Here is a 25,300-nt window from a genome sequence, read left to right on the forward strand (position 1 = left end):
GCCATGGCGACGACGCGCGCAGCGTTGACGGAGGAGGATATCCGCACGCTCGTGAAGGGGGCGACGCCCGACGAGCGGGCGGCGGCCGCGCACAAGCTGTGCCGGAACCTCGACCGCCTGCCCCTGACCGACGACGATCGCACGCTGGCCGCCGAGATCCTGCGGATCATGGCCGCCGACGCCGCCGAGCTCGTCCGCCGGGCGCTGGCCGTCACCCTTCGTGAGTCCAGCCTGGTGCCGCGCGACGTGGCGCTGCGGCTCGCGCGCGACGTCGAGAGCGTCGCCCTGCCGATGCTGGCGTTCTCGCCGGCCTTCACCGACGAGGACCTGGCCGAGATCGTCCGCCTGGGCGGGCCGGTCCGTCAGCTCGCCATCGCGAAGCGGCCCAGGCTCGGCCGCAAGGTGACGGAAGCCATCGCCGAGCACGGCGCGCAGCGCGCGGTCTCCACCGCCTGCGCCAACGACGAGGCCGACTTCAGCGAGCGCTCCCTGCAGCGGGTCGTCGACCGCTTCGAACAATCCGAGAAGGTGCTGGCCGCCGTCGCCTTCCGCCAGGCCCTGCCGCTGTCGGTCACCGAACGGCTGATCGGCCTCGTCTCGGACCAGGTGCGCGAGCACCTCGTGACCCATCATGCGCTTTCCCCGCAGACCGCGCTGGAGCTGGCGGTTGCGTCCGGTGAGCGGGCCACCGTCGACCTGGTGGACCAGGCCGGCCGCGCCGCCGACATCAAGAGCTTCGTGGCGCACCTGGCCAAGGGCGGCCGGCTCACGCCCTCGCTGCTGCTCCGTGGCTTGGCGCAGGGGCACATGACCTTCTTCGAGTGGGGCCTGGCCGAGCTGGCCGGCGTGCCGCACCACCGCACCTGGCTGATGATCCACGACGCCGGGCCGCTGGGCCTACGCGCCATCTACGAGCGCGCCGGGCTGCCGGCCCGCCTGTTCCCGGCCTTCCGGGCGGCGGTGGACACCTTCCACTCGATGGAGTTCGACGGCGGCGCCCGCGACCGCGAGCGCTTCCAGGAGCGGATGATGCAGCGTTTCCTCACTCAGCCGCAGGCGGCGGCCCGGGAGGACGTGGACTACCTGATCGAGAAGATGGACCAGCTCTCCCGCAGCGCCCGCAAGGAGGCGGAGAAGGTCACCGCCTGACGCTTGCTTGACCCGGGGGCGCCGGCCCAAGCTGGCGCCATGTCAGAGTCCGCTTCCTCCGCCGAGATCAAGCCCGCCGCCACCATCCTGTTGCTGCGCGACCAGCCGGCTTTCGAGGTGCTGATGGTGCGGCGGCACCACCAGATCGACTTCGCCTCGGGCGCGCTAGTCTTCCCGGGCGGCAAGAGCCACGCGGGCGATCACGACCCGGCCTGGGCCGATCACGTTCTTGGCTGGGACGCACACGACGCCGAGCAGCGGGCGCTGCGCATCGCCGCGATCCGCGAGGTGTTCGAGGAGGCAGGCCTGCTGCTCGCCCGTCGCCGCGACGGCTCGACCATCGGCGGCGAGGCCTGTCCGATGGAGGTGCGCCAGGCGGTGGACGCCGGCCGCACGGCCTTCCTGGACGTGGTCCGCGACCTCGACGCCCGGCTGGAGCTGGACGCCCTGACGGTCTTCGCGCGCTGGATCACCCCGCCGCTCACGCCCAAGCGGTTCGACACCTGGTTCTATGCCGTGCGTGCGCCCGAGGACCAGCTCGCCGCGTGCGACGGGCGCGAGACGGTGGACGCCGAATGGATCCCGCCGTCGGAGGCCCTGCGGCTCGGTGAACTGGGCGAGCGGAAGATCATCTTCCCCACGCGCATGAACCTGAAGCTGCTGGCCGAGGCGGAGAGCGCCGCCGACGCCGTCGAACGGGCGGGGGCGCGGACGCTGGTCACCGTCCGGCCGCAGATCGAGAGCCGCGGGGCGGGCAAGGTGCTCGTGCTGCCGCCCGACGCCGGCTACGGCGCGGTGGAGGAGCCCCTCGAGCGCGTGATGTAGCCGCTCAGGCGCCGGCTTCGGTGACGGCGGCCTCGAGTTCCTTCACGAGCACGGCGCCCACCGGGTGGGTGTCTTCCTTGATGTCGTCCCGCACGGCCGCCTTGATGGCGTCGATGTGCGCGTCCACCAGCGGCATCGGCGCGGAGGTGCGCTTGGACTTGTCGTCGGTCAGGCGGCACAGCGAGGCGGCGATGCGGGTGATGATCGGGAATCCGTAGGTGGCGCCCAGCCCCTTCAGGTCGTGGGCGCGCAGGTAGAGCGCCTCCATGGTCTCGGTCGTGGCGCCTTGGGCGCGGACCTGCTGGCGGGCGGCGTCGAGCTTGTTGATCTCGTCGTGCAGCCATTGGGCGAAGTTGCCGGACAGGCTCTTCAGAGCGGCCTCGGCCTTGGCGATCGCCGCCGGATCGATGGCGCCCAGACGGCCCAGTCCGCCGCCAACCTTGGCCCCGAGCTTGTTGGGGACCTGGATCATCTGGCCCGAATTCTGCTGGCTCACGCGGTAGCCTCCTGCCACTCGGGGGGAAACGCTAAAGGTAAGCCGTTAACAAAGGGATGACGCGCAACCCACGGTTTTCTATGAAGAAAACTGTTCCGCCAGCACCCGTTCCTCGAGGCTGCGGCCGGCGTCGAACAGCATGGTCAGGCTGACCTCGCGGTCTTCGCAGACGTTCACCTGGCGCACGTCGCGCACCTCGTAGTTGTCCGCCACGGCGCTGACCGGCCGCTTGTCAGCCTCCAGCACCTCGAATTGCACCGTGGCGGTGTGTGAGAGCAGGGCGCCCCGCCAACGCCGGGGCCGGAAGGCGCTGATCGGGGTCAGCGCCAGCACGCGCGCGTCGAGCGGGATGATGGGGCCGTGGGCCGACAGGTTGTAGGCGGTGGAGCCGGCGGGCGTCGCCACCAGGGCGCCGTCGCAGGACAGCTCCGGGAGGCGCACCTTGCCGTCGACCGTGATCCGAAGCTTGGCGGTCTGCCGGGTCTGGCGCAGCAGCGAGACCTCGTTGATGGCCAGCGCGCGGTGGGTCGCGCCGTCGACCCCGACAGCGGTCATGCGCAGCGGATGGATGATCGCGGTCTCGGCGGCGTTGATCCGCTCCAGCAGCCCGTCCTCGCTGTACTCGTTCATGAGGAAGCCCACCGAGCCGCGGTTCATGCCGTAGATCGGCTTGCCGCTCTCCAGGTGCCGGTGGAGCGTCTCCAGCATGAAGCCGTCGCCGCCGAGTGCGACCACCACCTGGGCCTCGCTCTCGGGTGTGTCGCCATAGCGGGCGGCGAGCGCGTCGCGCGCCTCCTCGGCTTCCGGCCGGTCGCTGGCCACGAAGGCCAGGCGGGTCACCATGGGCTGGGCGTTGAACATCGGACGGCCAAAAGCGGCCAAGCCGGTCGGCTTGTCAAACCGCCTCAGCGGGCGCCGACCGCCTGACGGAAGGCGTTGCCGGCGAGGTCCTGCGGCACCGGGCCGAGCACGCCCGTGGCGCGGCCGGCGATCCCGCCCGAGGGACGGCCGTTGTTCAGGCGTCGGACCATGTCGAGGATCGTCGGGAAGACGCTGCGGTCGATGCCGACGGCCGCGCAGGCCAGCGCCAGCAGCTCGGGGCGTTCGGAGTCGAGCGCCCGGTGGATGTGGTCTTCCTCGAAGCCGCCGAGCCGCGCCAGCGCGGTGGCGAACAGCGACAGGCGCCGTTCCCGGAGCGCCCGCACCAGGTAGCCGGGGCGGAGCTGGCCGGCGGCGTGCAGCTTGTCGATGAGCTTGCGCTCCATCTCCTCCCGCTCGCCCTCGCGGGCGACGACCAGCAGGCCTTCGGCCTCGGAGGGGGCGTTGGCGTGGGCGTCACGGACCGAGTCGGCGATCGCCTGCTGAACGGCGGCGCCGTCGAGGCTGAACCGGTCGGCCAGGGCCGCGCGCAGCGACTGGCCGACCCAGACGTAGAGCTGCAGGGCGAGGTCGGCGGTCAGGCGCGGGTGGCGCGACAGGGGCGTGCGGAGCGCTGCCACCTTGCGGGCGGCGGCCACCAACTGGCGCATGTCCTCGTCGCTGAGGTCCGCGGTCGGGTTGTTGGCCAGCGCGGTGAGCACGGCGGGCTCGGCCTGGCGCAGGATGGCGGCCACCACCACGCCGCCCAGGTGCGGTCGGCGGGCCACCTCGATCTGGTGCTCGATGGTGGCTTCCACCAGCAGGCGCACGAGGTCGTGGTCCTTGAGCAGCGGGCTGGCGGCGATGATCGGCCGGGCGATCTCGATCTCGTCCAGGGCCAGGACGTTGATCAGGCCGGCTGGCGCCCAGTCGGCGCGCGACAGGCGCTCGGCGAGGCGGCGGCGGATATCCCGCTCGGCCTCGACCACCAGGGTCATGAAGATGGACGACAGCAGGCCCTGGACGGCGGGCGCGGACACCACGGCTGTCCCCCCGCCGCCGGTCGCACACAGATCCACGAGGCCCAGCAACAACCGCTCCCGGTCTCCCGGCGCGCGGCTCCTGGCCAGCTCAAGCAGACTTTCGCTGCTCAGCGCGAGACCCACAGCCTTAAACCCCCATACCCCGGGCCCGTTCTGAGCCCTCGGGCCCGAATCTGCTGAGTCCGGATGAAAACATGCTTAAAGGGCATAGACCAAAGACGGGGGAGGAAACCGCCAGATGGCCGAACCGCTGATCCTGGCGCTCGACCAGGGCACCACAAGCACCCGCGCCATCCTGTTCGACCGCCAGGGCCGGGCGCTGGCCGAGGCCGGCCGGCCACTGGAGCAGCACTATCCCGCCGACGGCTGGGTCGAGCACGACCCGGACGAGATCTTCCGCGCCTCAGTGGAGGTCCTGGGAGAGGCGGTGCGCAAGGCGGCGCGCGCGATGGACGAGGTGGCGGCCATCGGCATCACCAACCAGCGCGAGACGGTGGTGGTCTGGGAAAAGGCCACCGGGCGACCGATCCATCCGGCCATCGTCTGGCAGGACCGCCGCACGGCCGACCTCTGCGAGAGATTGCGCGAGGCGGGGCGGGAGGGGGAGGCCACCGAGATCACCGGTCTGCTGCTCGACCCCTACTTCTCCGGGACCAAGATCCGCTGGCTGCTGGACAGGGTGACCGGCGCCCGGGCGCGCGCCGAGGCCGGCGAGCTGCTGGCCGGCACCATCGACACCTGGCTGATCTGGAAGCTCACGGGCGGACGGGTGCACGCCACCGACGCCACCAACGCCTCGCGGACCCTGCTGTACGACATCCGCAAGGGCGCCTGGTCGGCGGCCATGGGCGAGATGCTGGGCGTCCCGCTCGGCCTGCTGCCGGAGGTGCGGGACTGCGCGGGCGACTTCGGCGAGACCGAACCCGGCCTGCTCGGCCGCGCCATCCCAATCCGGGGCGTGGCCGGGGACCAGCAGGCGGCGCTGATGGGCCAGGGCTGCATCCGGCCGGGCGAGATGAAGGCCACCTACGGCACCGGCTGCTTCATGCTGATCAACACGGGCGAGGCGGCGCCGGTGTCGCGGGCGCGGCTGCTCACCACCGTCGCCGCGCGGGTGGACGGCCGCACGACCTACGCCCTGGAAGGCGCGATCTTCATCGCCGGCGCCGCCGTGCAATGGGTCAACGAGGGTCTAGGCGTGTCGGGCGGCCCCACCGCCGTGGAGAGCCTGGCGGCCCGCGCCCGCGAGGACCACGGCGTGGTGCTGGTGCCGGCCTTCACAGGGCTCGGCGCGCCCTGGTGGGACGCCAACGCCCGCGGCGCGATCTTCGGCCTGACCCGCGACGCCGGCCTCGCCGAGATCGCCCAGGCGACGCTGGACGCCTCCGCGCTGCAGACCCGGGACCTGATCGAGGCCATGCGTTCGGACGCGCCGCACGCGTTCGAGGGCTCGGTGGAGCTGCGCATCGACGGCGGCATGTCGCGCAGCCTGTGGTTCAGCCAGCGACTGGCCGACCTCACCGGCGTGTCGGTTTGCCGGGCCACCTACCAGGAGACCACGGCGCTCGGCGCGGCGCTGTTCGCGGGCCTGGGGGCGGGGATCTACGCCTCGCTGGAGGAGGCGGCGTCAGCCCGGCCACGCACCGAGGGCTTCCAGCCCGGCATGGCCGCGCATCGGCGCGAGGCGGCGTACGCCCGCTGGCTGGACGCGGTGACCCGGGTGCGCACCTGATCCTGGTTCCGGCCAGGGTCGAACGCAGCGCACGCGCCTTGGGCGGCGCGGCGGAGGCGTGGCTGGCGACGCTGCCCGCGACCATCGCCGATCTGGCCCAAGGCTGGGGGCTGCGCCTGGGCGCGACGCTGGAAGGCGGGTCCAGCGCCTATGTGGCGGAAGCCGTCACCGCGGCCGGGGCGGCAGCCGTCCTGAAGATCACCATGCCCGGGGACGAGCCCGTGGAGAGCGAGATACGCGCCCTGGCGCTGGCGGACGGCCACGGATATGCGCGGCTGCTCGCCGCCGATCCCGCGCGCCGCGCCCTGCTCGTGGAACGCCTCGGCGCGCCCCTGGCGGACCTCGGTTGGCCGCGCGAGCGGGCGCTGGAGGCTTTGGCCGCCACCTTGATGGCCTCATGGCGTCCCTTGCCGCACGCCGACGGGCTGCTGAGCCTGCCCGACAAGGCCGCCTGGCTGGCGCGTTTCATCCCGCAGACCTGGGAGGCGCTCCGCCGGCCGTGCCGTGCGGCGGTGGTGGAGCGGGCGGTCGCCTACGCGGAGCAGCGGGGCCGGGTCCACGATCCCGCGAAGGCGGTCCTGCTGCACGGCGATCCCCATATCCACAACGCCCTGGCCGATCCTCATGAGCCGGGCCGGTTCCGGCTGATCGATCCAGACGGGATCTGGGGCGAACCGGCCTACGACATCGGGGCCCTGTTGCGGGGCGGCAGCGAGGCCTTGCTCGCCGGCGACCCCGCGACGCTCGGCCGCGCCCGCTGCGCCAGGATGGCCGCGCTCACCGGTCAGCCGGAGGACGCGATCTGGGCCTGGGCGTTCGTGGAGCGGGTCTCCACCGCGCTGTACGCGTGGAAGCTAGGGGCCGCAGATGATGGCCGCCGCATGCTGGAGGTTGCGGAGGCGTGGACGGCGGCTGCCGCTTGACGCTGGGTCCGTGCGGGAGGACTTTGCGCCGAACGATCGTATGAACGGGAGACGCCCCATGGCCGATGGTTTCGCCAATCTGCCCTCGCTCAAGGACCGGGTCAGCGCCGAGGAGTGGCAGGCCCGGGTGGACCTGGCGGCGCTCTACCGGCTGGTGGCGCTCTACGGGTGGGACGACCTGATCTACACCCACATCTCGGCCCGGATCCCCGGGCCGGAGCACCATTTCCTCATCAATCCCTACGGCATGCTGTTCGAGGAGATCACCGCGTCGTCGCTGGTGAAGATCGACCTCGACGGCAACGTGCTGCAGGAGACGCCGTACTTCATCAATCCGGCGGGCTTCACCATCCACTCGGCCATCCACGCGGCGCGCGAGGACGCCCGCTTCGTGATGCACCTGCACTCCGACGACGGGGTGGCTGTGGCCGCCCAGTCGGAAGGCCTGCTGCCGCTCAGCCAGCACGCCCTGATCGTGATGCCGCGGCTCGCCTATCACGATTACGAGGGCATCGCCCTGAACCTCGACGAGCGCGAGCGGCTGGTGGCCGACATCGGCGACAAGACCCTGATGCTGCTGCGCAACCACGGCACGCTGTCGGTGGGCGACACGGCCGCGAACTGCTGGATCGGCATGTACTACCTCGAGCGCGCCTGCTCCATGCAGGTGAAGGCGCTGTCGGGCGGCCGGGACAAGGTCCTGTTCGCGCCCGAGGCGTCGCAGACCGAGGTGCGGAATCAGGTGGCCCGCGGCATCGGCGGCGGCCTCGCCTGGCCGGGCTGCCTGCGCAAGCTCGACCGCGAGCTGCCCGGCTACGACACCTGAGTCCACCTACCACTTTCGTCTAAGCAACGGGCGCCCGGTCCCCGGGCGCCCGTCAGTATTTGAGCGCCTGTTTCACGGACGCAACGCAGAGCCATCCTTCTGTCACTGGACGGCGTGTATCGGGTCACCCTAAGAGCCTCATTCTTTTCGACGATCAGCCCGCGGGACGGCGGGCGCGGAGCCCATCCATCTTGCTGAGACGCCACTTCTTCCTCGTCGCCGCCATCGTGATCCTGGCCGTCATGCTCATCGTCGGCGGGGTGAAGGTGCTCGGCCGCAACGCCGAGGCGGGCCCCGGCGGCGGCGCGGCCGGCGGCGGCGCGGCCGCAATGAAGGGCGGTCCGGGCATGAAGGGCGGCCGCGGTTTCGGCGGTCCCACCCTGGTCTCCGTGGCCGTGGTCCAGCCCCGCGCGTTCGCCGACACCCTGGAAGTTCTCGGCGTCGCCAAGGGGCGGCAGTCGGTGACCCTGACGGCGGCGGCCACCCAGCTCGTCGAGCGGGTGCGCTTCACGGACGGCCAGTCGGTCGCCAAGGGCGCGGTGCTGGTGGAGCTCCGCGCCACCGAACAGAACGCCGGCATCGCCCAGGCCGAGGCCCGCCTCGTCGAGGCGCGTCGCGCCTACGACCGCTATCGTGAACTTGGGCAGCGGGGCTTCGCCTCGCGCGCCCAGATCGACCAGTACGAAGCCGCCTGGCGCACGGCCCAGGCCGACGTGGCCGCGGCCCGGGCGCGCGAGGCGGACCGCATCATCCGCGCGCCGTTCGCCGGCGTGGTCGGGCTGTCGGACGTGGCGCCCGGCGCCTTGGTGAACCCCGGCGCGCCCATCGTGACGTTGGACGACGTCTCGGCCATCCGCGTCGACTTCCAGGTGCCCGAGCGCTTTCTGAGCCAGCTCTCCGAGGGCCAGACGATCCTCGCCAGGGTCGACGCCCTTCCGGGCGAGACCATCACCGGCCGCATCGCCCGTCTCGACACCCGCGTGGACGAGCGAACCCGGGCGATCACCGCCCGGGCCGAGTTCCCCAATCCGGGCCGGCGGCTGAAGCCCGGCATGCTGGTGCGGGTGGGCGTCTCCCGCGGCGACCGCCAGAACCTGAGCGCGCCGGAATCGGCGGTGTCCGTGCAGGGCGAGAACGCCTTCGTCTACGTGATCCGCCAGGCCGGAGAGCGCACCGTGGCTGAACAACGGCCGGTGCTGACCGGCGTGCGCCAGCAGGGCTTCGTGGAGATCCGCGACGGCGTGCAGCCCGGCGAGCGGATCGTCGCCGACGGCCTCAACAAGGTGCAGCCCGGCCAGCCGATCCGGATCGCCGGCGCCCGCCAGCCGGGCGCCCGGCCCAACGGAGCGCCGGCGCAAGCCGCGCGGTCGCCCGCATGATGATCTCCGACATCTCCGTCCGGCGCCCCGTCTTCGCGGCCGTGGCGGCCATCATCCTGTGCGTCGTCGGCTTTGCCTCGTTCAGCGCGCTTACGGTGCGCGAGCTGCCCAGTGTCGACCCGCCCGTGGTGTCGGTCTCCACCACCTACCGCGGGGCCTCGGCGGAGGTCATCGAGGAGCGGATCACCGAAGTCATCGAGCGGCAGATCGCCGGGATCGAGGGCATCGACAGGATCAACTCCGCCTCCCGTGACGGCTCCTCGCGGATCAGCATCTCCTTCACCCTCGACCGCGACCTCGACGACGCGGCCAACGACGTGCGCGACGCCGTCAGCCGCGTGACGGCGCAGCTCCCTGAACAGGCTGACCCGCCGCAGATCCAGAAGGCGAACGCCGACGCCTCGCCGATCATGTTCCTGAGCTTCACGTCGACGACGCTCAACCGGCTGCAGCTCTCGGACTACGCCCAGCGCTACCTGGTGGAGCGGTTCTCCACCGTGCCAGGGGTCGCCAACGTGGGCGTCGGCGGCGCGCAGTTCTACTCGATGCGCATCTGGCTCGACCCCAACGCCATGGCCGCCCGCGGCGTGACCGTCGAGGACGTGGAGAGCGCGCTCAACTCGCAGAACCTGGAGCTCCCGGCCGGCTCGCTGGAAGCGCCCGCCAAGGACTTCACCATCCGGGTGGCCCGCGGCTACTCGACCCCCGAGCAGTTCGCCCAGCTCCCGGTCGTGCCGCAACGGGCGACCACCCAGGCGCAGGCCTCCGCCGCGGTCGGCGGCACGGCGTCGGTCGCCGGCGCGCCGCAGGGCGTCACCCGCGACGTGACCACGCCGACCGCGGGCCAGACCTACATCACCCGGCTGGGCGACATCGCCCGCGTGGAGGAGGGGCCGGACGAGTACCGCCGCAGCTTCCGCTCGAACGGCCGCGACCAGGTGGGCATCGCCATCTTCCGGCAGAGCCTGGCCAACGACCTCGAGATCTCAGACGGCGTCCGCCAGATGATCACCGAGATCAAGCCGGGCCTGCCCAAGGGGACCGACCTGCAGGTGGCGGTGGACTACACCGAGTTCACCCGCCACGCGATCGAGGAGGTGTGGATCACCATGGCCATCGCCCTCGGCTGCGTGGCCCTGGTGAACTTCCTGTTCCTCGGCACCTGGCGCGCGGCGCTGATCCCGTCGATCGTCGCGCCGATCTGCATCCTGTCGACCTTCATCGTGCTCGCCCCGCTGGGCTTCTCGATCAACCTGCTGACCCTGCTGGCCCTGGTGCTGGCCATCGGGCTGGTGGTCGACGACGCCATCGTGGTGGTGGAGAACATCCAGCGCCGGATCGACGAGGGCGAGCCGCCGGTGGTCGCCGCCCAGCGCGGCGCCCGCCAGGTGTTCTTCGCCGTGGTCGCCACCACCATCGTGCTGATCTCCGTCTTCGCGCCTCTGATGTTCATGCCGGGCTTTACCGGTCGGCTGTTCGTGGAGCTGGCGGTGGCTGTGGCCGCCGCGGTGGCCTTCTCGGCCCTGCTGGCGCTGTCCCTGTCGCCGATGCTCGCCTCGAAGCTGCTGCGTCCCGCCAAGGGCGAGGGCCGCCTGGCGCAGGCCATCGACAAGTCCATGGAGCGGCTGAAGACCTCGTACCACGCGTCGCTGGAGGCGGTGCTCGGCAAGCGCTCGGCCTCGTTCGGCGCCGGTGCGCTCGTGCTGGTGCTGGCCGGCCTCGCCGTCGTTGTGTTCAACGTCCTGCCCAAGGAGCTCACCCCCGAGGAGGACCGCCGCCGCGCCCAGGTGATGATCACCGGGCCCGAGGGCGCGGGCTTCGACTACACCCGCCAGGCGGCCCAGCAGCTCGAGCAGATCCTGATGCGTCACGTGCGCGAGGGCACCCTCGACCGCTACGTGCTGTCGATGCCGCGCTTCGGCGGGGCGTCCAGCTTCAACAGCGCCGGCGGCAACACCATGCTGTCCGAGAAGGCCGACATCACGACCCAGGAGTTCGCGGCCCAGCTCAACCGCGAGCTCGCCAGCATCACCTCCGTGCGCGCCATCGTTTCGCCCGAGGGCGGCCTGCAGCGCGGCGGCCCCGGCGGAGGGGGCGGCGGCTCCAGCGTCCAGCTCATCATCACCGGCAACGACTACCCCGAGATCGAGCGCGCGATCCGCCCGATCCTGACCGCCGCCGAGCAGAACCCGGGCCTGGCCCGTCCGCGTCTCGACTACGAGCCCACGAGCCCGCGCGTGGTGGTGGACATCGACCGCGACAAGGCTGCCGCCCTCGGCGTGTCGGCCCAGTCCGTCGGCCGGGCGCTGGAAACCATGTTCGGTTCGCGCCGGGTGACGACCTACATCAAGGCAGGCCAGGAATACGATGTCCTGCTCCAGACCCAGCGCTCTCAGCGCCAGACGGAGGAGGACCTGAAGAACGTCTACGTTCGGGCGAGCTCGGGCGAGCCGATCCCGCTGTCCACCCTGGTCACCACCCGGGTGCGCGGCGACACCCCCGACCGGGCCCGCGTCGACCGCCTGCGTTCCATCACGCTCACCGCGCAGCTCAACCCGGGCTACTCCATGGGAGAGGCTATCGATTTCCTGCAGGCCGAGGCCAATCGCCAGCCGGGCGGCCTGGGCGTGAAGTGGGGCGGCGGGGCCCGCGACTACCTGGAAAGCTCGGGCGCCGTGGGCGTCGCCTTCGGCATGGCGCTGCTGCTGGTCTTCCTCGTGCTGGCGGCGCAGTTCGAGAGCTGGATCCACCCCAGCGTGATCATGCTCACTGTGCCCGTGGCGGCGCTCGGCGGGCTGTTCGGGCTGCTGGTTGCCGACTCCTCGATCAACACCTACAGCCAGATCGGCCTGATCATCCTGGTGGGCATCGCCGCCAAGAACGGCATCCTGATCGTCGAGTTCGCCAACCAGTTGCGCGACGAGGGGCTCTCGGTGCGCGAGGCGGTGATCGAGAGCGCGTCGCTGCGCCTGCGACCGATCATCATGACCTCGATCTCGGCAGCGGCCGGCGCCATCCCGCTGATCGTCTGGGGCGGCATGGGGGGCGAGGCGCGCAAGACCATCGGCGTGACCATCTTCTTCGGGGCGATCTTCTCGACCATGGTCACGCTGTTCATCGTGCCGGTGTTCTACAACCTGCTCGGCCGGTTCACGAAGTCGCCGCAGGCCACCGCCCGGCGTATCGAGGCCTTCGAGGAGGCCGAGAAGGCGCGCGTCGCCAACGCCGCCGAGTAGGGGCTCCGCCCGAAAGCAAAATGGCCTTCCCCGGCAGTCGGGGAAGGCCAGGATGCGGGACGCGCATCGACCGCGCGGGGGACGCGACCGGCGCGCTCCGCGCCCTCGCTTGGGGTTCGAAGGCGCGGAGAGATGTCGACCGGACAGCAGGCTCGACAGGGACGAGCATGCGCCCGCCGCCGCTGCGCGTCAAGGTTGTCGGAGGCGTTTTGATCGCCTGTGGGAAGAGTTCCCCCGACCTCTTACGGATGGTAGCCGGTCTCCACCATCAGGAAGGCGATCAGGTCGCGTCGGTCGTCGGCGTTCTTCAGGCCGGCGAAGGTCATCTTGGTGCCGGGCAGGTAGTTCTTCGGGTCGGCCAGCCACTGATCCAGGTGCGTGGCGTCCCAGGTGATGTTCGCCTGCTTGATGGCGTCGGAATAGTTGTAGTTCGGCTTCGACGCCGCCTTGGTCCCGAACACACCGTGCAGGTTCGGGCCGGTCATGTTGGCGCCGCCGGGCGTGATGGTGTGGCACGAGCGGCAGAGGCCGAACTTGGTCTGGCCGTTCGCGAGGTCAGCCTGGTTGTAGGGCGCCGGGTAGGAGGCCAGCAGCGCCTGCTTGTCGGCGTCGCTCATGGCTGGCGCCGCCTCGACCTGGCCGGCCGCGCCGGACTGGGCGGAGGAGGCCGCCTGGCTGTTCTCCGCGTCCTGCCCGGTCTGCGACTGGCCGCAGGCGGTGAGGATGGCGGCCACGGCCGCGACGGCGAACATCGAACCCACTTTGCGCATGGAGGTCTCCTGAGGCGAAAGGCGCGGCAAGCTAGCGCAGGGCCAAGCCGATGCAAGCCGCGGGTGCTCGACGGTCAGCGCCGCTTGCGGCGTTCGCGGTTCACCGCCTCGTCGAGGGCCTGCAAAAAGCGTGATCGGGCGTTGCGATCGAAAGGCTTCGGCCCGCCGGTCATCTCGCCCAGGCTGCGCAGGTGCTCGCCGATGGCGCGCTGCGCCAGGGCCTGGCCGATCGAGTCCGGCGTGAAGACCCGGCCGTTAGGCGCGATGGCCGCCCCGCCTGCCTTCAGGACCCGCTCGGCCAGGGGAATGTCGTTGGTGACCACGATGTCGCCCGGCCCGGTCCGCTCGGCGATCCAGTCGTCGGCGACGTCCGGCCCCGCGTCGACGATCATGCGCTCGATCCGGGGCGAAACGGGAATCTGGATGAAGCTGTTCGACACCACCGTGGTGGTCAGGCCGTAGCGCGCGGCAACCTTGTAGACTTCGTCCTTCACCGGACAGGCGTCGGCGTCGATGAAGATCCGCATCCATGCGGGTTAGCGGGCGGTGTAGCCGCCGTCCACCACCAGCTCCGTGCCCGTGACGAACTTCGCCTCGTCCGACGCGAGATAGACGCAGGCCCAGGCGATGTCGTCCGGCTCGCCGACGTGCCCGAGGGGGTGCAGGGCCTCGAGCCCATGCCGCGCCTGCGCCTGGTCCGCCTGCCCGGAGAGGTAGCCCTCGACCATGGGCGTCCAGATGAACCCCGGATGGATCGAATTCACCCGGATCCGGTCCGACGCGTAGATCAGGGCGTCGGTCTTGCTCATCAGCCGCACGGCGCCTTTCGAAGCATGGTAGGGCGGCACGTCGGCCGCGCTCACCAGGCCGTAGATGGACGACAGGTTGACGATGCTGCCGCCGCCCGCCGCCTTCAGGTGCGGGATGGCGTGCTTGGTCCCGAAGAAGACGCCCTTGACGTTCACCGCCTGCACCCGGTCCCACTCGGCCTCGGTGAGTTCGTGCGTGGGCTTGTTCGCGCCGGCGATGCCGGCGTTGTTCACCAGAATGTCCAGCCGACCGAAGTGCTTGGCGGCCGCGTCGACGGCCGCCTTGACCTCGGCCTCCGAGCTGACGTCGCAGCGCCAGAAGCGCGCCTGCAGCCCTCGATCGGCCAGCTCCCGCGCGAGCGCCTCGCCGCGGTCCTGGTCGGTGTCGAGAATGGCGACGGCGCAGCCTTCCTCCGCCATCCGGATGACGGTCGCCCTGCCGATTCCCACCGCGCCGCCGGTGACCACGGCGGCCTTGCCCTTCAGACGATCCATGGCCGGCTCCTGCTGAAAGCTCGTATGATCCTCCGCCCACGGGCGCGCGGCCGCCTTGCCCCAGATCAAGGGCGCGGAAGCCAAAGCCCGCTTTGAGGGTAGCATGTCCACCGCCGACGCTCATCCGGGCCTGAGCCAGGCCGAGGCCGAACGGCGGCTGGCGGCGGTCGGCCCCAACGAGCTTCCGCGTCCGGTCGCCCGCAGCGTGCCGCGGATTGTCCTGGAGACCCTGCGCGAGCCCATGTTCCTGCTGCTGCTCGGCGCGGCGGGGCTCTACCTTGCCCTGGGCGACCTCTCAGAAGGCCTGTTCCTGACGGCCGGCGCGGCCGTGGCCATCGGGCTCGTCATCCTGCAGGAGGCGCGGAGCGAGCGTGCCCTCTCCGCCCTGCGCGAACTCGCCCAGCCGTTGGCGCGCGTGATCCGCGACGGGGCCGAGCAACGCCTGCCGGCCCGGGAATTGGTCCCCGGCGACCTCCTGCTCGTCGGCGAGGGGGAGCGGCTGCCGGCCGATGCGCTCCTGGTGGCGGGCGACGTGCTCCGCGTCGACGAGTCCGCCCTGACCGGCGAGTCCGCGCCGGTGGCCAAGCGGCTGGCCCTGGCGGAGGAGGGCGGCGGCGACCCGGCGCCGGGGGAGGCGCTCTCACCCCACCTGTTCGCCGGGACACTCGTGGTGGCCGGGCAGGGGGTGGCGGAGGTCCGCCGCACCGGCGCCGGCTCGGCGATCGGCCGCATCGGGCGCTCCTTGGCCGACATTCCCTCCGAGCCCACGCCCCTGCAGCGGACCGCCGGGCGACTGGCCGGGATCCTCGGCGTCCTGGCCCTCGTATTCTGCGCCGGCGTCGCCGTGGCCTACGGTCTCGTGCGGAGCGATTGGATCGACGGGGCGCTGGCGGGGATCACCTTCGCCATCGCGCTCATCCCTGAAGAATTCCCGATGGTGCTGGCGGTCTTCCTGGCGCTGGGCGCCTGGCGGCTGGCGACGCGCCAGGTGCTGGTGCGGCGCTCGGCGGTGATCGAGACGCTGGGCGCGGCGACCGTGCTCTGCGTCGACAAGACAGGCACCCTGACCGAGAACCGCATGGAGGTGGCGAGGCTCTGGACGCGGGTGGGGGAGAGCGACCCCCGCGCCGGGCCTCCCGCGGCCGACGCCCTGGCCCTGCTGGACCTCGCCGCGCTCGCCTCGGCGGTCCGTCCGACCGATCCCATGGACCGGGCGGTGCGCCGCCTGGCGCAGGGCCGTCCGGGAGAGCCGGAGCGTACCTGGCCGCTCACGGCCGGACGGATGGCGGTGATCCAGGTTTGGGGCGAGGCCGGCGGCGCACGGCTCGCCGCCGCGAAAGGCGCTCCGGAGGCGATCTTCACGTTGTGTCGCCTCGACCCCAACGAGACCGAGGCGCTCCAAGCGGCGGTGTCGCGGCTTGCCGTCGAGGGCCTGCGCGTGCTCGCGGTCGCTTCGGCGCGCACGCAGGGCGGCTTCCCGGACGAGCCCGCCCAGGCGGACTTCGCCTTCGCCGGCCTCGTCGGCTTCCTCGATCCGCTGCGCCCCGAGGCGGCCGCCGCCCTCGCCGAGGCGCGGGGGGCGGGGATCCGCGTGGTGATGATCACCGGCGACCACCCCGCCACGGCGCTGGCCATCGCCCGGGCCGCCGGCCTGGACGTGGGGGCCGGCGTGCTGACCGGCGCCGAGGTGGCGGCCATGCCGCTGGACGCGCTCGCCCGCAGGCTCGCCCACGCGCAGGTCTTCGCCCGTGTCGTCCCCGAGCAGAAGCTGCGGATCGTCGAGGCGCTGAAGGCGGACGGCGAAGTGGTGGCCATGACCGGCGACGGGGTCAACGACGCCCCGGCCCTGGAGGCCGCCCACATCGGCATCGCCATGGGCCGCAAGGGAACGGACGTGGCCCGTGAGGCGGCCGACCTCGTGCTGCTGGACGACAGCTTCCCGGCCATCGTCGGGGGCGTGCGGATGGGGCGGCGGATCTTCGCGAACCTGCGCCGGGCGCTCACCTACATCACCGCCATCCACGTGCCGATCGCCGGTCTCGCCCTCGCACCGATCTTGCTTGGCCTGCCGCCGATGCTGTTCCCCATGCACGTGGTCCTGCTGGAACTGGCGGTGGACCCCACCTGCGCCCTGGTCTTCGAGGCGGCCCGCAGCGACGCCCGCGCCATGCGCCGGCCTCCAAGGCCGCGTGACGAGCCGCTGTTCGGGCCGGCGCAGGTCGGCGTCGCCCTGATCCAGGGGCTGGGAGTGCTGACCGGCGTGCTCGCCGTCTACATGCTGGCCTTGCAGGACCATCCCGAGGCGCAGGCCCGCGGGGCGGCCTTCCTGGCGCTGGTGCTGGGCAACCTGGTGCTCGCTCTGGCCGACTCGAGCGGCGGCGGTCGGCTGTTCTCCCGCGACCGGGTGGCCTACTGGCTGATCGCCGCGGCGGTCCTGGCGGTGCTGGCTGCGGTCCTCGCCCTGCCGGCGCTCGCCGCCGTCTTCCGGGTGGCCTTGCCTTCGGCCGATCTCCTGGCGCTGGCCGTCGCCGCCGCGCTCGCGGCGGGCGGCTGGCCCGCCGTCGTGAACCGCTTGCGCCTCGCCCGCGCACGGTGAGGCTGGTGCCGGATGCAGGGCTCGAACCCGCGACCTTCGGTTTACAAAACCGCTGCTCTACCAGCTGAGCTAATCCGGCCCGCCTAGCGGGCGGACGCAATGCACGATGGCCGCCGCTCCGACAAGCCGCAAGTGCGTCAGCCGCGCGCGACGAAGCGGACCAGGATCACCGAGACCGGGCGGCCGGCGCGAAGCGTCAGCGGCTCGTCTTGGACGAGCGCCGCGTCCCATGGCCCGAGCGTCAGGACATCGCCTGCCGCCTCCACCTCCACGCCGCCTTGGGGCGCGAGGGCGATCACGGCCGACGCGGGCGGCGCCGTCGTCGCGCCCGTGAGCACGAAACGCTCCACCGTGTGTGCGTAGGCGTCGCGGCGGCTCATCACGTTCAGGTCGCGGATCGGCCCCTCGTGCAAGACGGCGGAGGTGGCGGCCTCGCCGCCGAACCGGCACGCCGGCTGGTCCGGCGTGAGGGGCGCCTCCGTGCCGGCGATGGCCAGCGTCATCCCGGCGCCCTCCAGCAGCGTCAGAGTCCGCTCGACGCCCGGGAAGGCCGAGAACGGGCCGTCCGTAGCGACGTCCGCCACGCTGACGCGCCAGCCGAAGTCGGAGAGCCCCGTGCCCGGCGGGTGGGCGGCGATCTCGGTCGTAACGCCGCCGCCGTTCTTCCAGGCGCTGGGCCGCCGGTCGGCCGCCGACAGCAGGCGCATGGCTAGCCCAGGCTCGGCAGGTCGAGGCCGTGCTCGCGGGCGCACGCCACGGCGTCCTCGTAGCCGGCGTCGGCGTGACGCATCACCCCGCTCGCCGGGTCGTTCCACAGGACGCGCTCCAGCCGGGCCGCCGCCTCCGCCGTGCCGTCGCAGACGATGACCATGCCCGCATGCTGCGAGAAGCCCATGCCGACCCCGCCGCCGTGGTGCAGCGACACCCAGGTGGCCCCCGAGGCGCAGTTCAGCAGGGCGTTCAGCAGCGGCCAGTCGGAGACCGCGTCGGAGCCGTCCCGCATCGCCTCGGTCTCGCGGTTGGGGGAGGCGACGGAGCCGGAGTCCAGGTGATCGCGGCCGATCACCACGGGCGCGGAGAGCTCGCCCTTCGCCACCATCTCGTTGAACGCCAGACCCAGGCGGTGCCGGTCGCCCAGGCCTACCCAGCAGATCCGGGCCGGCAGCCCCTGGAACTGGATCCGCTCGCTGGCCATGTCGAGCCAGTTGTGAAGGTGCGGGTTGTCGGGGATCAGCTCCTTCACCTTAGCGTCGGTCTTGCGGATGTCCTCCGGATCGCCCGATAGCGCCGCCCACCGGAAGGGCCCGATCCCGCGGCAGAACAGCGGGCGGATGTAGGCCGGCACGAAGCCCGGGAAGTCGAAGGCGTTCGCCACGCCGGCCTCCTTGGCCATCTGGCGGATGTTGTTGCCGTAGTCGAAGGTCGGCACGCCGGCGGCGTGGAAGGCCAGCATGGCTTGCACGTGCTCGGCCATGGAGGCCTTGGCGGCGGCTTCGACGCCCTTCGGGTCCGAGGCCCGCCGCTCGGCCCACTGCTCGAGCGTCCAGCCCTTCGGCAGGTAGCCGTTCACCGGGTCGTGCGCCGAGGTCTGGTCTGTGACCGCGTCGGGGCGCATGCCGCGACGCACCAGCTCCGGATAGATGTCGGCCGCATTGCCCAGCAGGCCGACGGAGACGGCGCGTCCGTCGGCCTTCGCCTCGTCCAGCATCCGCAGCGCCTCGTCCAGGTCGCGCGCCTGGACGTCCAGGTAGCGCGTCTTCAGCCGCATCTCGATTCGCGACGGCTGGCACTCGACGGCAAGGCAGGAGGCGCCGGCCATGGTCGCCGCCAGCGGCTGGGCGCCGCCCATGCCGCCGAGGCCCGCGGTGAGGATCCAGCGGCCGGCCAGGTCGCCCGCGTAGTGCTGGCGGCCCATCTCCACGAAGGTCTCGTAGGTGCCCTGAACGATCCCCTGGCTGCCGATGTAGATCCAGCTCCCGGCGGTCATCTGGCCGTACATCATGAGCCCCTTGCGATCGAGCTCGTGGAAGTGGTCCCAGGTGGCCCAATGCGGCACCAGGTTGGAGTTGGCGATCAACACGCGCGGTGCGTCCGGGTGCGTGCGGAACACGCCGACCGGCTTGCCCGACTGGACCAGCAGGGTCTCGTCGTCGGCCAGCCGCTTCAGGGTCTCGACGATCCGATCGAAGCTCGCCCAGTCGCGGGCCGCCCGGCCGATGCCGCCGTAGACCACCAGGCTCGCCGGATCCTCGGCCACCTCGGCGTCGAGGTTGTTCATCAGCATCCGCAGCGGCGCCTCGGTCAGCCAGCTCCTGGCGTTGAGCTGGTCGCCGCGCGGGGCCCGGACGCTGCGGATGTTGGGGATCACGGTCATTTCGGGTCTCGCGTGGCTTGGGCGAAGGCGATGCAGGCTTCCAGCGCCCCGCGCAGGATCGCGCGGGTCGGCCCGGCGCGGGCGGGGTCGAGGGGCGTCGGCCAGTTCTGCGGGGTGGGCGGCTCGGGCTCGGCCATGTAGCCGCGGCAGGCGAGCTCCATCTGGATCGCGTGCACCCCGTCGTCCGGCCGCCCGTAGTGGCGGGTCGTGTGGCCGCCGCGGAAGCGGCCGTTGACCACCTGGGTGTAGCCTGGCGCCTCGCAGGCGGCGGCGACCGCCGCCTCCAGCGCCGGATCGCAGGTCGCCCCGTTGTTGGTGCCGATGTTGAAGTTGGGCAGCGCGCCATCGAACAGCCGCGGGATCACCGAGCGGATCGAATGGGCGTCGTAGAGCACCACGCGCGGGTGGATCGTGCGCAGCCGGGCGATCTCGCCCGTCAGCGCGGCGTGGTAGGGCTGGAAGTAGGCCGCGCGCCGTCGGGCGATCTCGGCCGCGTCCGGCTCGGCGTCCGGCCGGTACAACGGCTCGCCGTCGAAGGTGGTGGTCGGGCAGAGTTCGGTCGTCGCCTGGCCGGGGTAGAGCGAAGCGCCGGAGGGGTCGCGGTTGGCGTCGATCACCGTGCGCGAGATGCGTGTCCGCACCACCGTGGCGCCCAGCTCCGAGGCGAAGTCGTAGAGGCTTTCGATCCACCAGTCGGCGTCGCGCCGGGCGAGCCAGGGCGACACCAGGCCGGCCTCGATCTCCGGCGGGATCTCAGTTCCGGTGTGGGGCATGCCGACCACCAGCGGCGCCTCGCCCTGGCGGACCTCCAGCCAGTCCGGGCCGCTCATCGCACCGACCCGGCGACCGCGGGCAGGGGGATGTCGGCCGCCGCGGCCAGCAGCGCCTCGCCGCGGACGAGAGCCAGCGCCGCCTGCAGGTCCGGCTGCATGTGCCGGTCGTCGGCGAGGTGTGGGACGAGGGCGCGAACCAGACCCCGCACCGCCTCGAGCGGCGTGCTGGAGGTCAGCGGCGCATGGAAGTCGCAGCCCTGGGCCGCCGCCAGCAGCTCGATGGCCAGCACGCCCGCCAGGTTCTCGGTCATGGCTAGCAGCCGGCGCGCGCCGTGCGCCGCCATGGACACATGATCTTCCTGGTTGGCGGAGGTCGGGATGGAGTCGACGCTGGCCGGATAGGCCTTCTGCTTGTTCTCGGAGACCAGGGCCGCGGCGGTCACCTGCGGGATCATGAAGCCGGAGTTCAGTCCGGGCTTCGGCGTCAGGAAGGCGGGCAGGCCGCTGAGCGCCGGGTCCACCAGCATGGCGATGCGACGCTCGGCCAGCGAGCCGATTTCGCAGACCGCGAGCGCGATCATGTCCGCGGCGAAGGCTACCGGCTCGGCGTGGAAGTTGCCGCCCGACAGCGCCACGTCGTCCTCGGCGAAGATCAGCGGGTTGTCCGAGACGCCGTTCGCCTCGCGCTCAAGGGTGGCGGCGGCTTGGCGCAGCACATCGAGGGCCGCGCCCATCACCTGCGGCTGGCAGCGAAGGCAGTAGGGGTCCTGCACCCGCTCGTCCTCCTTCAGGTGGGAGGCGCGGATCGCCGAGCCGGCCATCAGCTTGCGAAGCGCGTCAGCCACCTCGATCTGCCCCGGCTGGCGGCGCAGCACATGGATACGGTGGTCGAAGGGCGTATCCGAACCCTTGGCGGCCTCGGTGGCGAGCGCCCCGGTGACGAGCGCGGTCTGCAGCAACCGCTCGGCCTCGAACAGGCCGGCGAGCGCATAGGCGCTGGAGAACTGGGTGCCGTTGATCAGCGCCAGCCCTTCCTTGGGCCCGAGCGTCAGCGGCGTGAGCCCGGCGTCGGCGAGCGCCTGGCCGGCGCCCCCGCGGGTCCCGTCCACGAACACCTCACCGACGCCGATCATGGCGCAGGCCATGTGCGCCAGCGGCGCGAGGTCGCCCGAGGCGCCGACCGACCCCTGGGCCGGGACCACCGGCGTGATCCCATGCGCCAGCATGGCCGCGATCAGGGCCACCGTCTGCGGCTGCACGCCCGACGCGCCCTGGGCCAGGCTGGCGAGCTTCAGGGCCATCATCAGCCGCACCACGGGAACGGGCGTCGGCTCTCCCACGCCGGCGGCGTGCGAGAGGATGATGTTCCGCTGCAGCGTGGCGAGATCGTCGGCCTCGATGCGGATGCTGGCGAGCTTCCCGAAGCCGGTGTTGATCCCGTAGACCGGCTCACCCTTCGCCAGGATCCGGCCCACGGCCTCGGCCGAGCGTTGCACCGCGGCCATGGCGCCGTCGGCCAGCGCCGGCGTCTCGCCCGCCCAGATCGCCCGCCAGTCGGCCAGCGGCGTCTCGCCCGGTCGGATCGTAATCGTCACGCACCCCTCCACACGCGGGCATGGAGCGGGTTGAACCCCATGCGGTAGACCAGTTCGGCCGGTGTCTCGATGTCCCAGATCGCGAGGTCGCAGGACTTGCCCGCTTCCAGCGAGCCGACCTCGCCGGCGAGGCCCAGCGCATGCGCCGCGTTCAGCGTCACGCCGCGCAGGCACTCCTCCACCGTCAGTCGGAAGAGGGTCGCCCCCATGTTCATGGCCAGCAGCAGCGAGGTGAGCGGCGAGGTGCCGGGATTGCAGTCGGTGGCCAGCGCCATCCTCACCCCGTGCGTACGCAGCAGGTCGAGCGGCGGCCGCTTGGTCTCGCGGGTGAAGTAAAAGGCGCCCGGCAGCAGCACCGCCGTAACGCCGGCCCGCGCCATGGCCGCGACGCCGGCCTCGTCGGCGTGCTCCAGGTGGTCGGCGGAGAGCGCGCCGAACCGCGCGGCGAGCGCCGCTCCGCCCAGGTCCGAGAGCTGGTCGGCGTGCAGCTTCACCCTGATGCGATGCGCGGCCGCGGCCTCGAACACCTGCGCCACCTCGTCCGGCGTGAAGGCGATCCCCTCGCAGAACGCGTCCACCGCATCCGCCAGACGGTCGCGGGCCGCCGCTGGGATCATCTCGTCGGTCACGCTGCGCAGGTATCCGGCGCGGTCTTGGCGCCGCTCGGGCGGAAGGGCGTGGGCGCCCAGAAGCGTGGTGGTGACGCGCACCGGCCGCGCCTCGCCGAGCGCGCGGGCGGTCCGCAGCAGCTTCAGCTCGTCGGCGGTGGTGAGGCCGTAGCCGGACTTCACCTCGATCGTCGTCACGCCTTCGCCGATCAGCGCGTCGAGCCTTGGCAGGGACTGAGCGAGCAGGGCGGCCTCGTCCGCCGCCCGGGTCGCCTTCATCGTCGACAGGATGCCTCCGCCGGCCCGGGCGATCTCCTCGTAGGTGGCGCCCTCCAGGCGCAGCTCGAACTCGTGAGCCCGGTGGCCGCCGAACACCAGGTGGGTGTGCGGATCGATCAGGCCGGGCGTGACCCAGCGATTATCGAGGTCGATGACCTCCAGGGCATCGAGGCCGGGCGCCTCCGCCGCCGGTCCGGCGAAGACGATCCGCCCGTCGCGCGCTGCGATGACGCCGTCCTCCACCAGGCCCAGGCCCTCCCGGCGGGACGCCAGCGTGGCCAGTCGGCCATTCCGCCATATACGATCGCAGAGCATCGGGAATCCGGGGCCGGAGCGGCTTAATGTCTAGACATAAGCAAGCGGCCGGACCACTGTCCAGCCTCGATGACGGGGGTGATCCCATGAGCCGCGAACGCCTGTGGTTCCGCTCGGCGCTGCTGCCGGACGGCCCGGCCGAGCGCGTGCGCGTCGAGATCGCGGCCGGCCGGATCGCATCGGTCGAGGCGGGGGTCGATCCGGCGACCGGCGAAGCCTGTGGCGGCTTCGCCCTGCCGGGCCTGCCCAACCTCCACAGCCACGCCTTTCAGCGCGCCATGGCCGGTCTCGCCGAGGTGCGCGGTCCGGCCGGCGACAGCTTTTGGACCTGGCGCGAGCTGATGTACCGCTTCCTCGACCGCTTGGATCCGGAGGCGCTCGAGGCGGTCGCCGCCCAGGCTTTCCTGGAGATGCTGGAGGCCGGCTTCACGCGCGTCGGTGAGTTCCACTACGTCCACCACGACGCCGCCGGCGCGCCGTACGCCGACCCGGGCGAGATGGCCGCGCGCATTGCCGCGGCGGCCGAGGCGGCCGGCATCGGCCTGACCCTGCTGCCGGTGTTCTACGCCCACGGGGGCTTCGGGGGCGCGCCGCCGGCTCCGGCCCAGCGCCGCTTTCTGAACGACCTCGACGGCTACGCGCGTCTGCTGGAAGCCAGCCGCCGGGCGGTCACGGACCTGCCGGGCGCGGTGGTCGGCGTCGCCCCGCACAGCCTGCGCGCCGTGGCGCCGGACGAGCTCGGCCCCGTCGCCGCCTTGGCGGATGGCGGACCGATCCACATCCACATCGCGGAGCAGGTGAAGGAGGTGGAGGACTGCCTGGCCTGGTCCGGCCGCCGGCCGGTGGAGTGGCTGCTCGACACCGCCGCCCTCGACCGCCGCTGGTGCCTGGTGCACGCGACCCACATGACGCCGGAGGAGACGACCGCGCTCGCGCGGTCCGGCGCGGTCGCCGGCCTCTGTCCGGTCACCGAGGCGAACCTCGGCGATGGGGTCTTCCCCGCCCGCGAGTTCCTGGACGCCGGCGGCGCCTTCGGCGTGGGCTCGGATTCCAACGTGCTGATCGACGCCGCCGAGGAGCTGCGCGTCCTGGAGTATTCCCAGCGGCTCACCCGCAGGGCGCGCAACGTGCTGGCCCAGGGGGCGGGCCGATCCACCGGCCGCGACCTGTTCGAAACCGCCGCGCGGGGCGGAGGCCAGGCGCTGGGCGCGGAAGCTGCGGGGCTCGCCCCCGGCGCGCCGGCCGATCTCGTCAGCCTCGACCTCGATGCGCCGGAGCTGGCCGGCCGCAGCGCCGAGGCGGTGCTCGACGGCTGGGTGTTCGCCGGCTCCAAGCGGCTCGTCGACGGCGTCTGGCGCGCGGGCCGGAAGGTGGTGAGCGGCGGCCGCCACCACCGGCGCGACGAGATCGCGGCCCGTTACGTGCGCACACTCGAGGGCCTGCTCCGATGAGCGACGGCGACGCGGCCCCGACGCTGCACCAGCGCATCCGCGGCGACATCGAGGGCCGCATCCTGACGGGCGCCTGGCGGCCCGGGCACCGGGTGCCCTCCGAGCACGAGCTGATGGCCGAGTATGGCTGCTCGCGGATGACGGTGAACAAGGCGCTGTCGTCCCTCGCCGAGGCCGGGCTGATCGTCCGGCGCCGCCGCGCCGGCTCCTTCGTCGCCCGCCCGCACCTGCAGTCGGTGGTGCTGGAGATCCCCGACATCCAGGCCGAGGTCTCGCGCCGGGGCCTCGCCTACGGCTACCGCCTGCTCGGCCGGCGGGGCAGGGCGCCCCGGCGCGGCGACGCCGACGAGGCGGCGCTGGCCGGCGGCGGACGGTTGCTGGAGCTGGACTGCCTGCACCTTGCGGGCGGGCGGCCTTTCGCCCTGGAGCACCGGCTGATCGCTGTGGCCGCCGCGCCGGAAGCCGCGGAGGCGGATTTCTCGGAGATTTCGCCCGGCGCCTGGCTCTTGGGACACGTGCCCTGGACCGAAGCCGAGCATCGGATCACGGCGGTCAACGCGACAGAGGCTGAGGCCGAGCTGCTGGGCCTCGACCCCGCGGCCGCATGCCTTGTCCTCGAGCGCCGGACCTGGCGGGGCGGCGAGCGGATCACCAACGTCCGCCAGCTCTTCCCCGGCGACGCCTACGACCTCGTCGCCAGGTTCGCGCCGGCGCACGGCTGAGGGTGGCGCGCCGGCGCGCCCCGTGCTTGCCTGCGGGCAACCAAGA

21 protein-coding genes and 1 tRNA gene are annotated in these 25,300 nt (G+C 72.2%); 10 read left to right on the forward strand and 12 right to left on the reverse strand.

From position 1 onward, the window contains the following. Nucleotides 1–3: 3 nt before the first annotated feature. Complete coding sequence (locus tag ACE3Q8_RS03480; RefSeq protein ID WP_374468849.1) at nucleotides 4–1,149, forward strand: DUF2336 domain-containing protein; 1,146 nt, start codon at nucleotides 4–6, stop codon at nucleotides 1,147–1,149. Between the two features lie 39 nt (nucleotides 1,150–1,188). Beyond that, nucleotides 1,189–1,974, forward strand: a complete 786-nt coding sequence (locus ACE3Q8_RS03485; RefSeq protein WP_374468850.1) for an NUDIX hydrolase — start codon at nucleotides 1,189–1,191, stop codon at nucleotides 1,972–1,974. A 4-nt stretch (nucleotides 1,975–1,978) separates the two neighbouring features. On the opposite strand, the gene ACE3Q8_RS03490 is transcribed toward ACE3Q8_RS03485, so the two are convergent. The 3 genes from ACE3Q8_RS03490 to ACE3Q8_RS03500 form a co-directional block, all read right to left on the reverse strand. Then, the gene (locus ACE3Q8_RS03490; RefSeq protein ID WP_374468883.1) at nucleotides 1,979–2,446 is read right to left on the reverse strand and encodes an Hpt domain-containing protein; all 468 of its coding nucleotides are present in this window, start codon (nucleotides 2,444–2,446) and stop codon (nucleotides 1,979–1,981) included. A gap of 102 nt (nucleotides 2,447–2,548) precedes the next feature. Next, nucleotides 2,549–3,331 carry an NAD kinase gene (locus tag ACE3Q8_RS03495; protein ID WP_374468851.1) on the reverse strand — a complete coding sequence of 261 codons (783 nt, stop codon included), beginning with the start codon at nucleotides 3,329–3,331 and terminating at the stop codon, nucleotides 2,549–2,551. A 44-nt stretch (nucleotides 3,332–3,375) separates the two neighbouring features. Next, entirely contained in the window at nucleotides 3,376–4,368 is a 993-nt protein-coding gene (locus tag ACE3Q8_RS03500) for a DUF2336 domain-containing protein (protein WP_374468852.1), read from the reverse strand. A gap of 241 nt (nucleotides 4,369–4,609) precedes the next feature. Here ACE3Q8_RS03500 and glpK point away from each other — a divergent pair, with 241 nt between their 5' ends. The 5 genes from glpK to ACE3Q8_RS03525 all read left to right on the forward strand — a co-directional run bounded on the left by glpK (nucleotide 4,610) and on the right by ACE3Q8_RS03525 (nucleotide 12,467). Next, nucleotides 4,610–6,103 (forward strand): glycerol kinase GlpK, encoded by a 1,494-nt coding sequence (gene glpK, locus ACE3Q8_RS03505; protein WP_374468853.1) that lies wholly within the window; start codon nucleotides 4,610–4,612, stop codon nucleotides 6,101–6,103. 38 nt (nucleotides 6,104–6,141) lie between these two features. Then, on the forward strand, nucleotides 6,142–7,026 hold the full coding sequence (locus ACE3Q8_RS03510) for an aminoglycoside phosphotransferase family protein (protein ID WP_374468854.1): 885 nt from the start codon (nucleotides 6,142–6,144) through the stop codon (nucleotides 7,024–7,026). A 58-nt stretch (nucleotides 7,027–7,084) separates the two neighbouring features. Next, nucleotides 7,085–7,852: a class II aldolase/adducin family protein gene (locus ACE3Q8_RS03515; RefSeq protein ID WP_374468855.1), complete on the forward strand. Its 768-nt coding sequence runs from the start codon at nucleotides 7,085–7,087 to the stop codon at nucleotides 7,850–7,852. Nucleotides 7,853–8,043: 191 nt separating this feature from the next. Beyond that, a complete protein-coding gene (locus ACE3Q8_RS03520) occupies nucleotides 8,044–9,231 on the forward strand; it encodes an efflux RND transporter periplasmic adaptor subunit (RefSeq protein WP_374468856.1) in 1,188 nt (395 codons plus the stop codon). After that, nucleotides 9,231–12,467 carry an efflux RND transporter permease subunit gene (locus ACE3Q8_RS03525; RefSeq protein WP_374468884.1) on the forward strand — a complete coding sequence of 1,079 codons (3,237 nt, stop codon included), beginning with the start codon at nucleotides 9,231–9,233 and terminating at the stop codon, nucleotides 12,465–12,467. Before ACE3Q8_RS03520 ends, ACE3Q8_RS03525 begins: the two co-directional genes overlap by 1 nt. Before the next feature lie 242 nt (nucleotides 12,468–12,709). Here the strand turns inward: ACE3Q8_RS03525 and ACE3Q8_RS03530 are convergent, their stop codons facing one another. The 3 genes from ACE3Q8_RS03530 to ACE3Q8_RS03540 all read right to left on the reverse strand — a co-directional run bounded on the left by ACE3Q8_RS03530 (nucleotide 12,710) and on the right by ACE3Q8_RS03540 (nucleotide 14,541). Further along, nucleotides 12,710–13,237, reverse strand: a complete 528-nt coding sequence (locus ACE3Q8_RS03530; RefSeq protein ID WP_374468857.1) for a cytochrome c family protein — start codon at nucleotides 13,235–13,237, stop codon at nucleotides 12,710–12,712. Nucleotides 13,238–13,311: 74 nt separating this feature from the next. Continuing rightward, the gene (locus tag ACE3Q8_RS03535) at nucleotides 13,312–13,764 is read right to left on the reverse strand and encodes a YaiI/YqxD family protein (RefSeq protein WP_374468858.1); all 453 of its coding nucleotides are present in this window, start codon (nucleotides 13,762–13,764) and stop codon (nucleotides 13,312–13,314) included. Nucleotides 13,765–13,773: 9 nt separating this feature from the next. Continuing rightward, nucleotides 13,774–14,541 carry an SDR family NAD(P)-dependent oxidoreductase gene (locus tag ACE3Q8_RS03540; RefSeq protein WP_374468859.1) on the reverse strand — a complete coding sequence of 256 codons (768 nt, stop codon included), beginning with the start codon at nucleotides 14,539–14,541 and terminating at the stop codon, nucleotides 13,774–13,776. Between the two features lie 103 nt (nucleotides 14,542–14,644). Here ACE3Q8_RS03540 and ACE3Q8_RS03545 point away from each other — a divergent pair, with 103 nt between their 5' ends. Beyond that, nucleotides 14,645–17,137, forward strand: coding sequence for an HAD-IC family P-type ATPase (locus tag ACE3Q8_RS03545; RefSeq protein ID WP_374468860.1), 2,493 nt, complete (start codon nucleotides 14,645–14,647; stop codon nucleotides 17,135–17,137). A gap of 3 nt (nucleotides 17,138–17,140) precedes the next feature. Here the strand turns inward: ACE3Q8_RS03545 and ACE3Q8_RS03550 are convergent. From ACE3Q8_RS03550 to hutI, 6 genes are all read right to left on the reverse strand, one after another. Next, nucleotides 17,141–17,216 (reverse strand) — tRNA-Thr (locus ACE3Q8_RS03550). A 58-nt stretch (nucleotides 17,217–17,274) separates the two neighbouring features. Continuing rightward, nucleotides 17,275–17,844, reverse strand: coding sequence for a HutD family protein (locus ACE3Q8_RS03555; protein WP_374468861.1), 570 nt, complete (start codon nucleotides 17,842–17,844; stop codon nucleotides 17,275–17,277). A 2-nt stretch (nucleotides 17,845–17,846) separates the two neighbouring features. Then, the gene (hutU, locus tag ACE3Q8_RS03560) at nucleotides 17,847–19,511 is read right to left on the reverse strand and encodes a urocanate hydratase (protein ID WP_374468862.1); all 1,665 of its coding nucleotides are present in this window, start codon (nucleotides 19,509–19,511) and stop codon (nucleotides 17,847–17,849) included. Further along, nucleotides 19,508–20,341 (reverse strand): N-formylglutamate deformylase, encoded by an 834-nt coding sequence (gene hutG, locus ACE3Q8_RS03565; RefSeq protein WP_374468863.1) that lies wholly within the window; start codon nucleotides 20,339–20,341, stop codon nucleotides 19,508–19,510. Before hutG ends, hutU begins: the two co-directional genes overlap by 4 nt. Then, a complete protein-coding gene (gene hutH / locus ACE3Q8_RS03570) occupies nucleotides 20,338–21,879 on the reverse strand; it encodes a histidine ammonia-lyase (protein WP_374468864.1) in 1,542 nt (513 codons plus the stop codon). The genes hutG and hutH overlap by 4 nt, the downstream gene beginning before the upstream one ends. Continuing rightward, a complete protein-coding gene (gene hutI, locus ACE3Q8_RS03575; protein ID WP_374468865.1) occupies nucleotides 21,876–23,081 on the reverse strand; it encodes an imidazolonepropionase in 1,206 nt (401 codons plus the stop codon). Before hutI ends, hutH begins: the two co-directional genes overlap by 4 nt. An 86-nt stretch (nucleotides 23,082–23,167) precedes the next feature. On the opposite strand from hutI, the gene ACE3Q8_RS03580 reads away from it, so the two are divergent. Together ACE3Q8_RS03580 and hutC are read left to right on the forward strand one after the other, a co-directional pair. Continuing rightward, a complete protein-coding gene (locus ACE3Q8_RS03580) occupies nucleotides 23,168–24,532 on the forward strand; it encodes a formimidoylglutamate deiminase (RefSeq protein ID WP_374468866.1) in 1,365 nt (454 codons plus the stop codon). Beyond that, nucleotides 24,529–25,254: a histidine utilization repressor gene (hutC, locus tag ACE3Q8_RS03585; protein WP_374468867.1), complete on the forward strand. Its 726-nt coding sequence runs from the start codon at nucleotides 24,529–24,531 to the stop codon at nucleotides 25,252–25,254. Before ACE3Q8_RS03580 ends, hutC begins: the two co-directional genes overlap by 4 nt. Nucleotides 25,255–25,300: the final 46 nt, after the last annotated feature.

Source organism: Phenylobacterium sp., from assembly GCF_041913825.1.
In the GTDB taxonomy this organism is placed as follows: domain Bacteria; phylum Pseudomonadota; class Alphaproteobacteria; order Caulobacterales; family Caulobacteraceae; genus Phenylobacterium.

Coding starts and splice junctions, on each gene's coding strand:
- ACE3Q8_RS03480 (WP_374468849.1), top strand. CDS start 4: ATGGCGACGACGCGCGCAGCGTTGACGGAGGAGGATATCCGCACGCTC.
- ACE3Q8_RS03485 (WP_374468850.1), top strand. CDS start 1,189: ATGTCAGAGTCCGCTTCCTCCGCCGAGATCAAGCCCGCCGCCACCATC.
- ACE3Q8_RS03490 (WP_374468883.1), bottom strand. CDS start 2,446: ATGATCCAGGTCCCCAACAAGCTCGGGGCCAAGGTTGGCGGCGGACTG.
- ACE3Q8_RS03495 (WP_374468851.1), bottom strand. CDS start 3,331: ATGTTCAACGCCCAGCCCATGGTGACCCGCCTGGCCTTCGTGGCCAGC.
- glpK (WP_374468853.1), top strand. CDS start 4,610: ATGGCCGAACCGCTGATCCTGGCGCTCGACCAGGGCACCACAAGCACC.
- ACE3Q8_RS03515 (WP_374468855.1), top strand. CDS start 7,085: ATGGCCGATGGTTTCGCCAATCTGCCCTCGCTCAAGGACCGGGTCAGC.
- ACE3Q8_RS03525 (WP_374468884.1), top strand. CDS start 9,231: ATGATCTCCGACATCTCCGTCCGGCGCCCCGTCTTCGCGGCCGTGGCG.
- ACE3Q8_RS03530 (WP_374468857.1), bottom strand. CDS start 13,237: ATGCGCAAAGTGGGTTCGATGTTCGCCGTCGCGGCCGTGGCCGCCATC.
- ACE3Q8_RS03535 (WP_374468858.1), bottom strand. CDS start 13,764: ATGCGGATCTTCATCGACGCCGACGCCTGTCCGGTGAAGGACGAAGTC.
- ACE3Q8_RS03540 (WP_374468859.1), bottom strand. CDS start 14,541: ATGGATCGTCTGAAGGGCAAGGCCGCCGTGGTCACCGGCGGCGCGGTG.
- ACE3Q8_RS03545 (WP_374468860.1), top strand. CDS start 14,645: ATGTCCACCGCCGACGCTCATCCGGGCCTGAGCCAGGCCGAGGCCGAA.
- ACE3Q8_RS03555 (WP_374468861.1), bottom strand. CDS start 17,844: ATGCGCCTGCTGTCGGCGGCCGACCGGCGGCCCAGCGCCTGGAAGAAC.
- hutU (WP_374468862.1), bottom strand. CDS start 19,511: ATGACCGTGATCCCCAACATCCGCAGCGTCCGGGCCCCGCGCGGCGAC.
- hutG (WP_374468863.1), bottom strand. CDS start 20,341: ATGAGCGGCCCGGACTGGCTGGAGGTCCGCCAGGGCGAGGCGCCGCTG.
- hutI (WP_374468865.1), bottom strand. CDS start 23,081: ATGCTCTGCGATCGTATATGGCGGAATGGCCGACTGGCCACGCTGGCG.
- ACE3Q8_RS03580 (WP_374468866.1), top strand. CDS start 23,168: ATGAGCCGCGAACGCCTGTGGTTCCGCTCGGCGCTGCTGCCGGACGGC.
- hutC (WP_374468867.1), top strand. CDS start 24,529: ATGAGCGACGGCGACGCGGCCCCGACGCTGCACCAGCGCATCCGCGGC.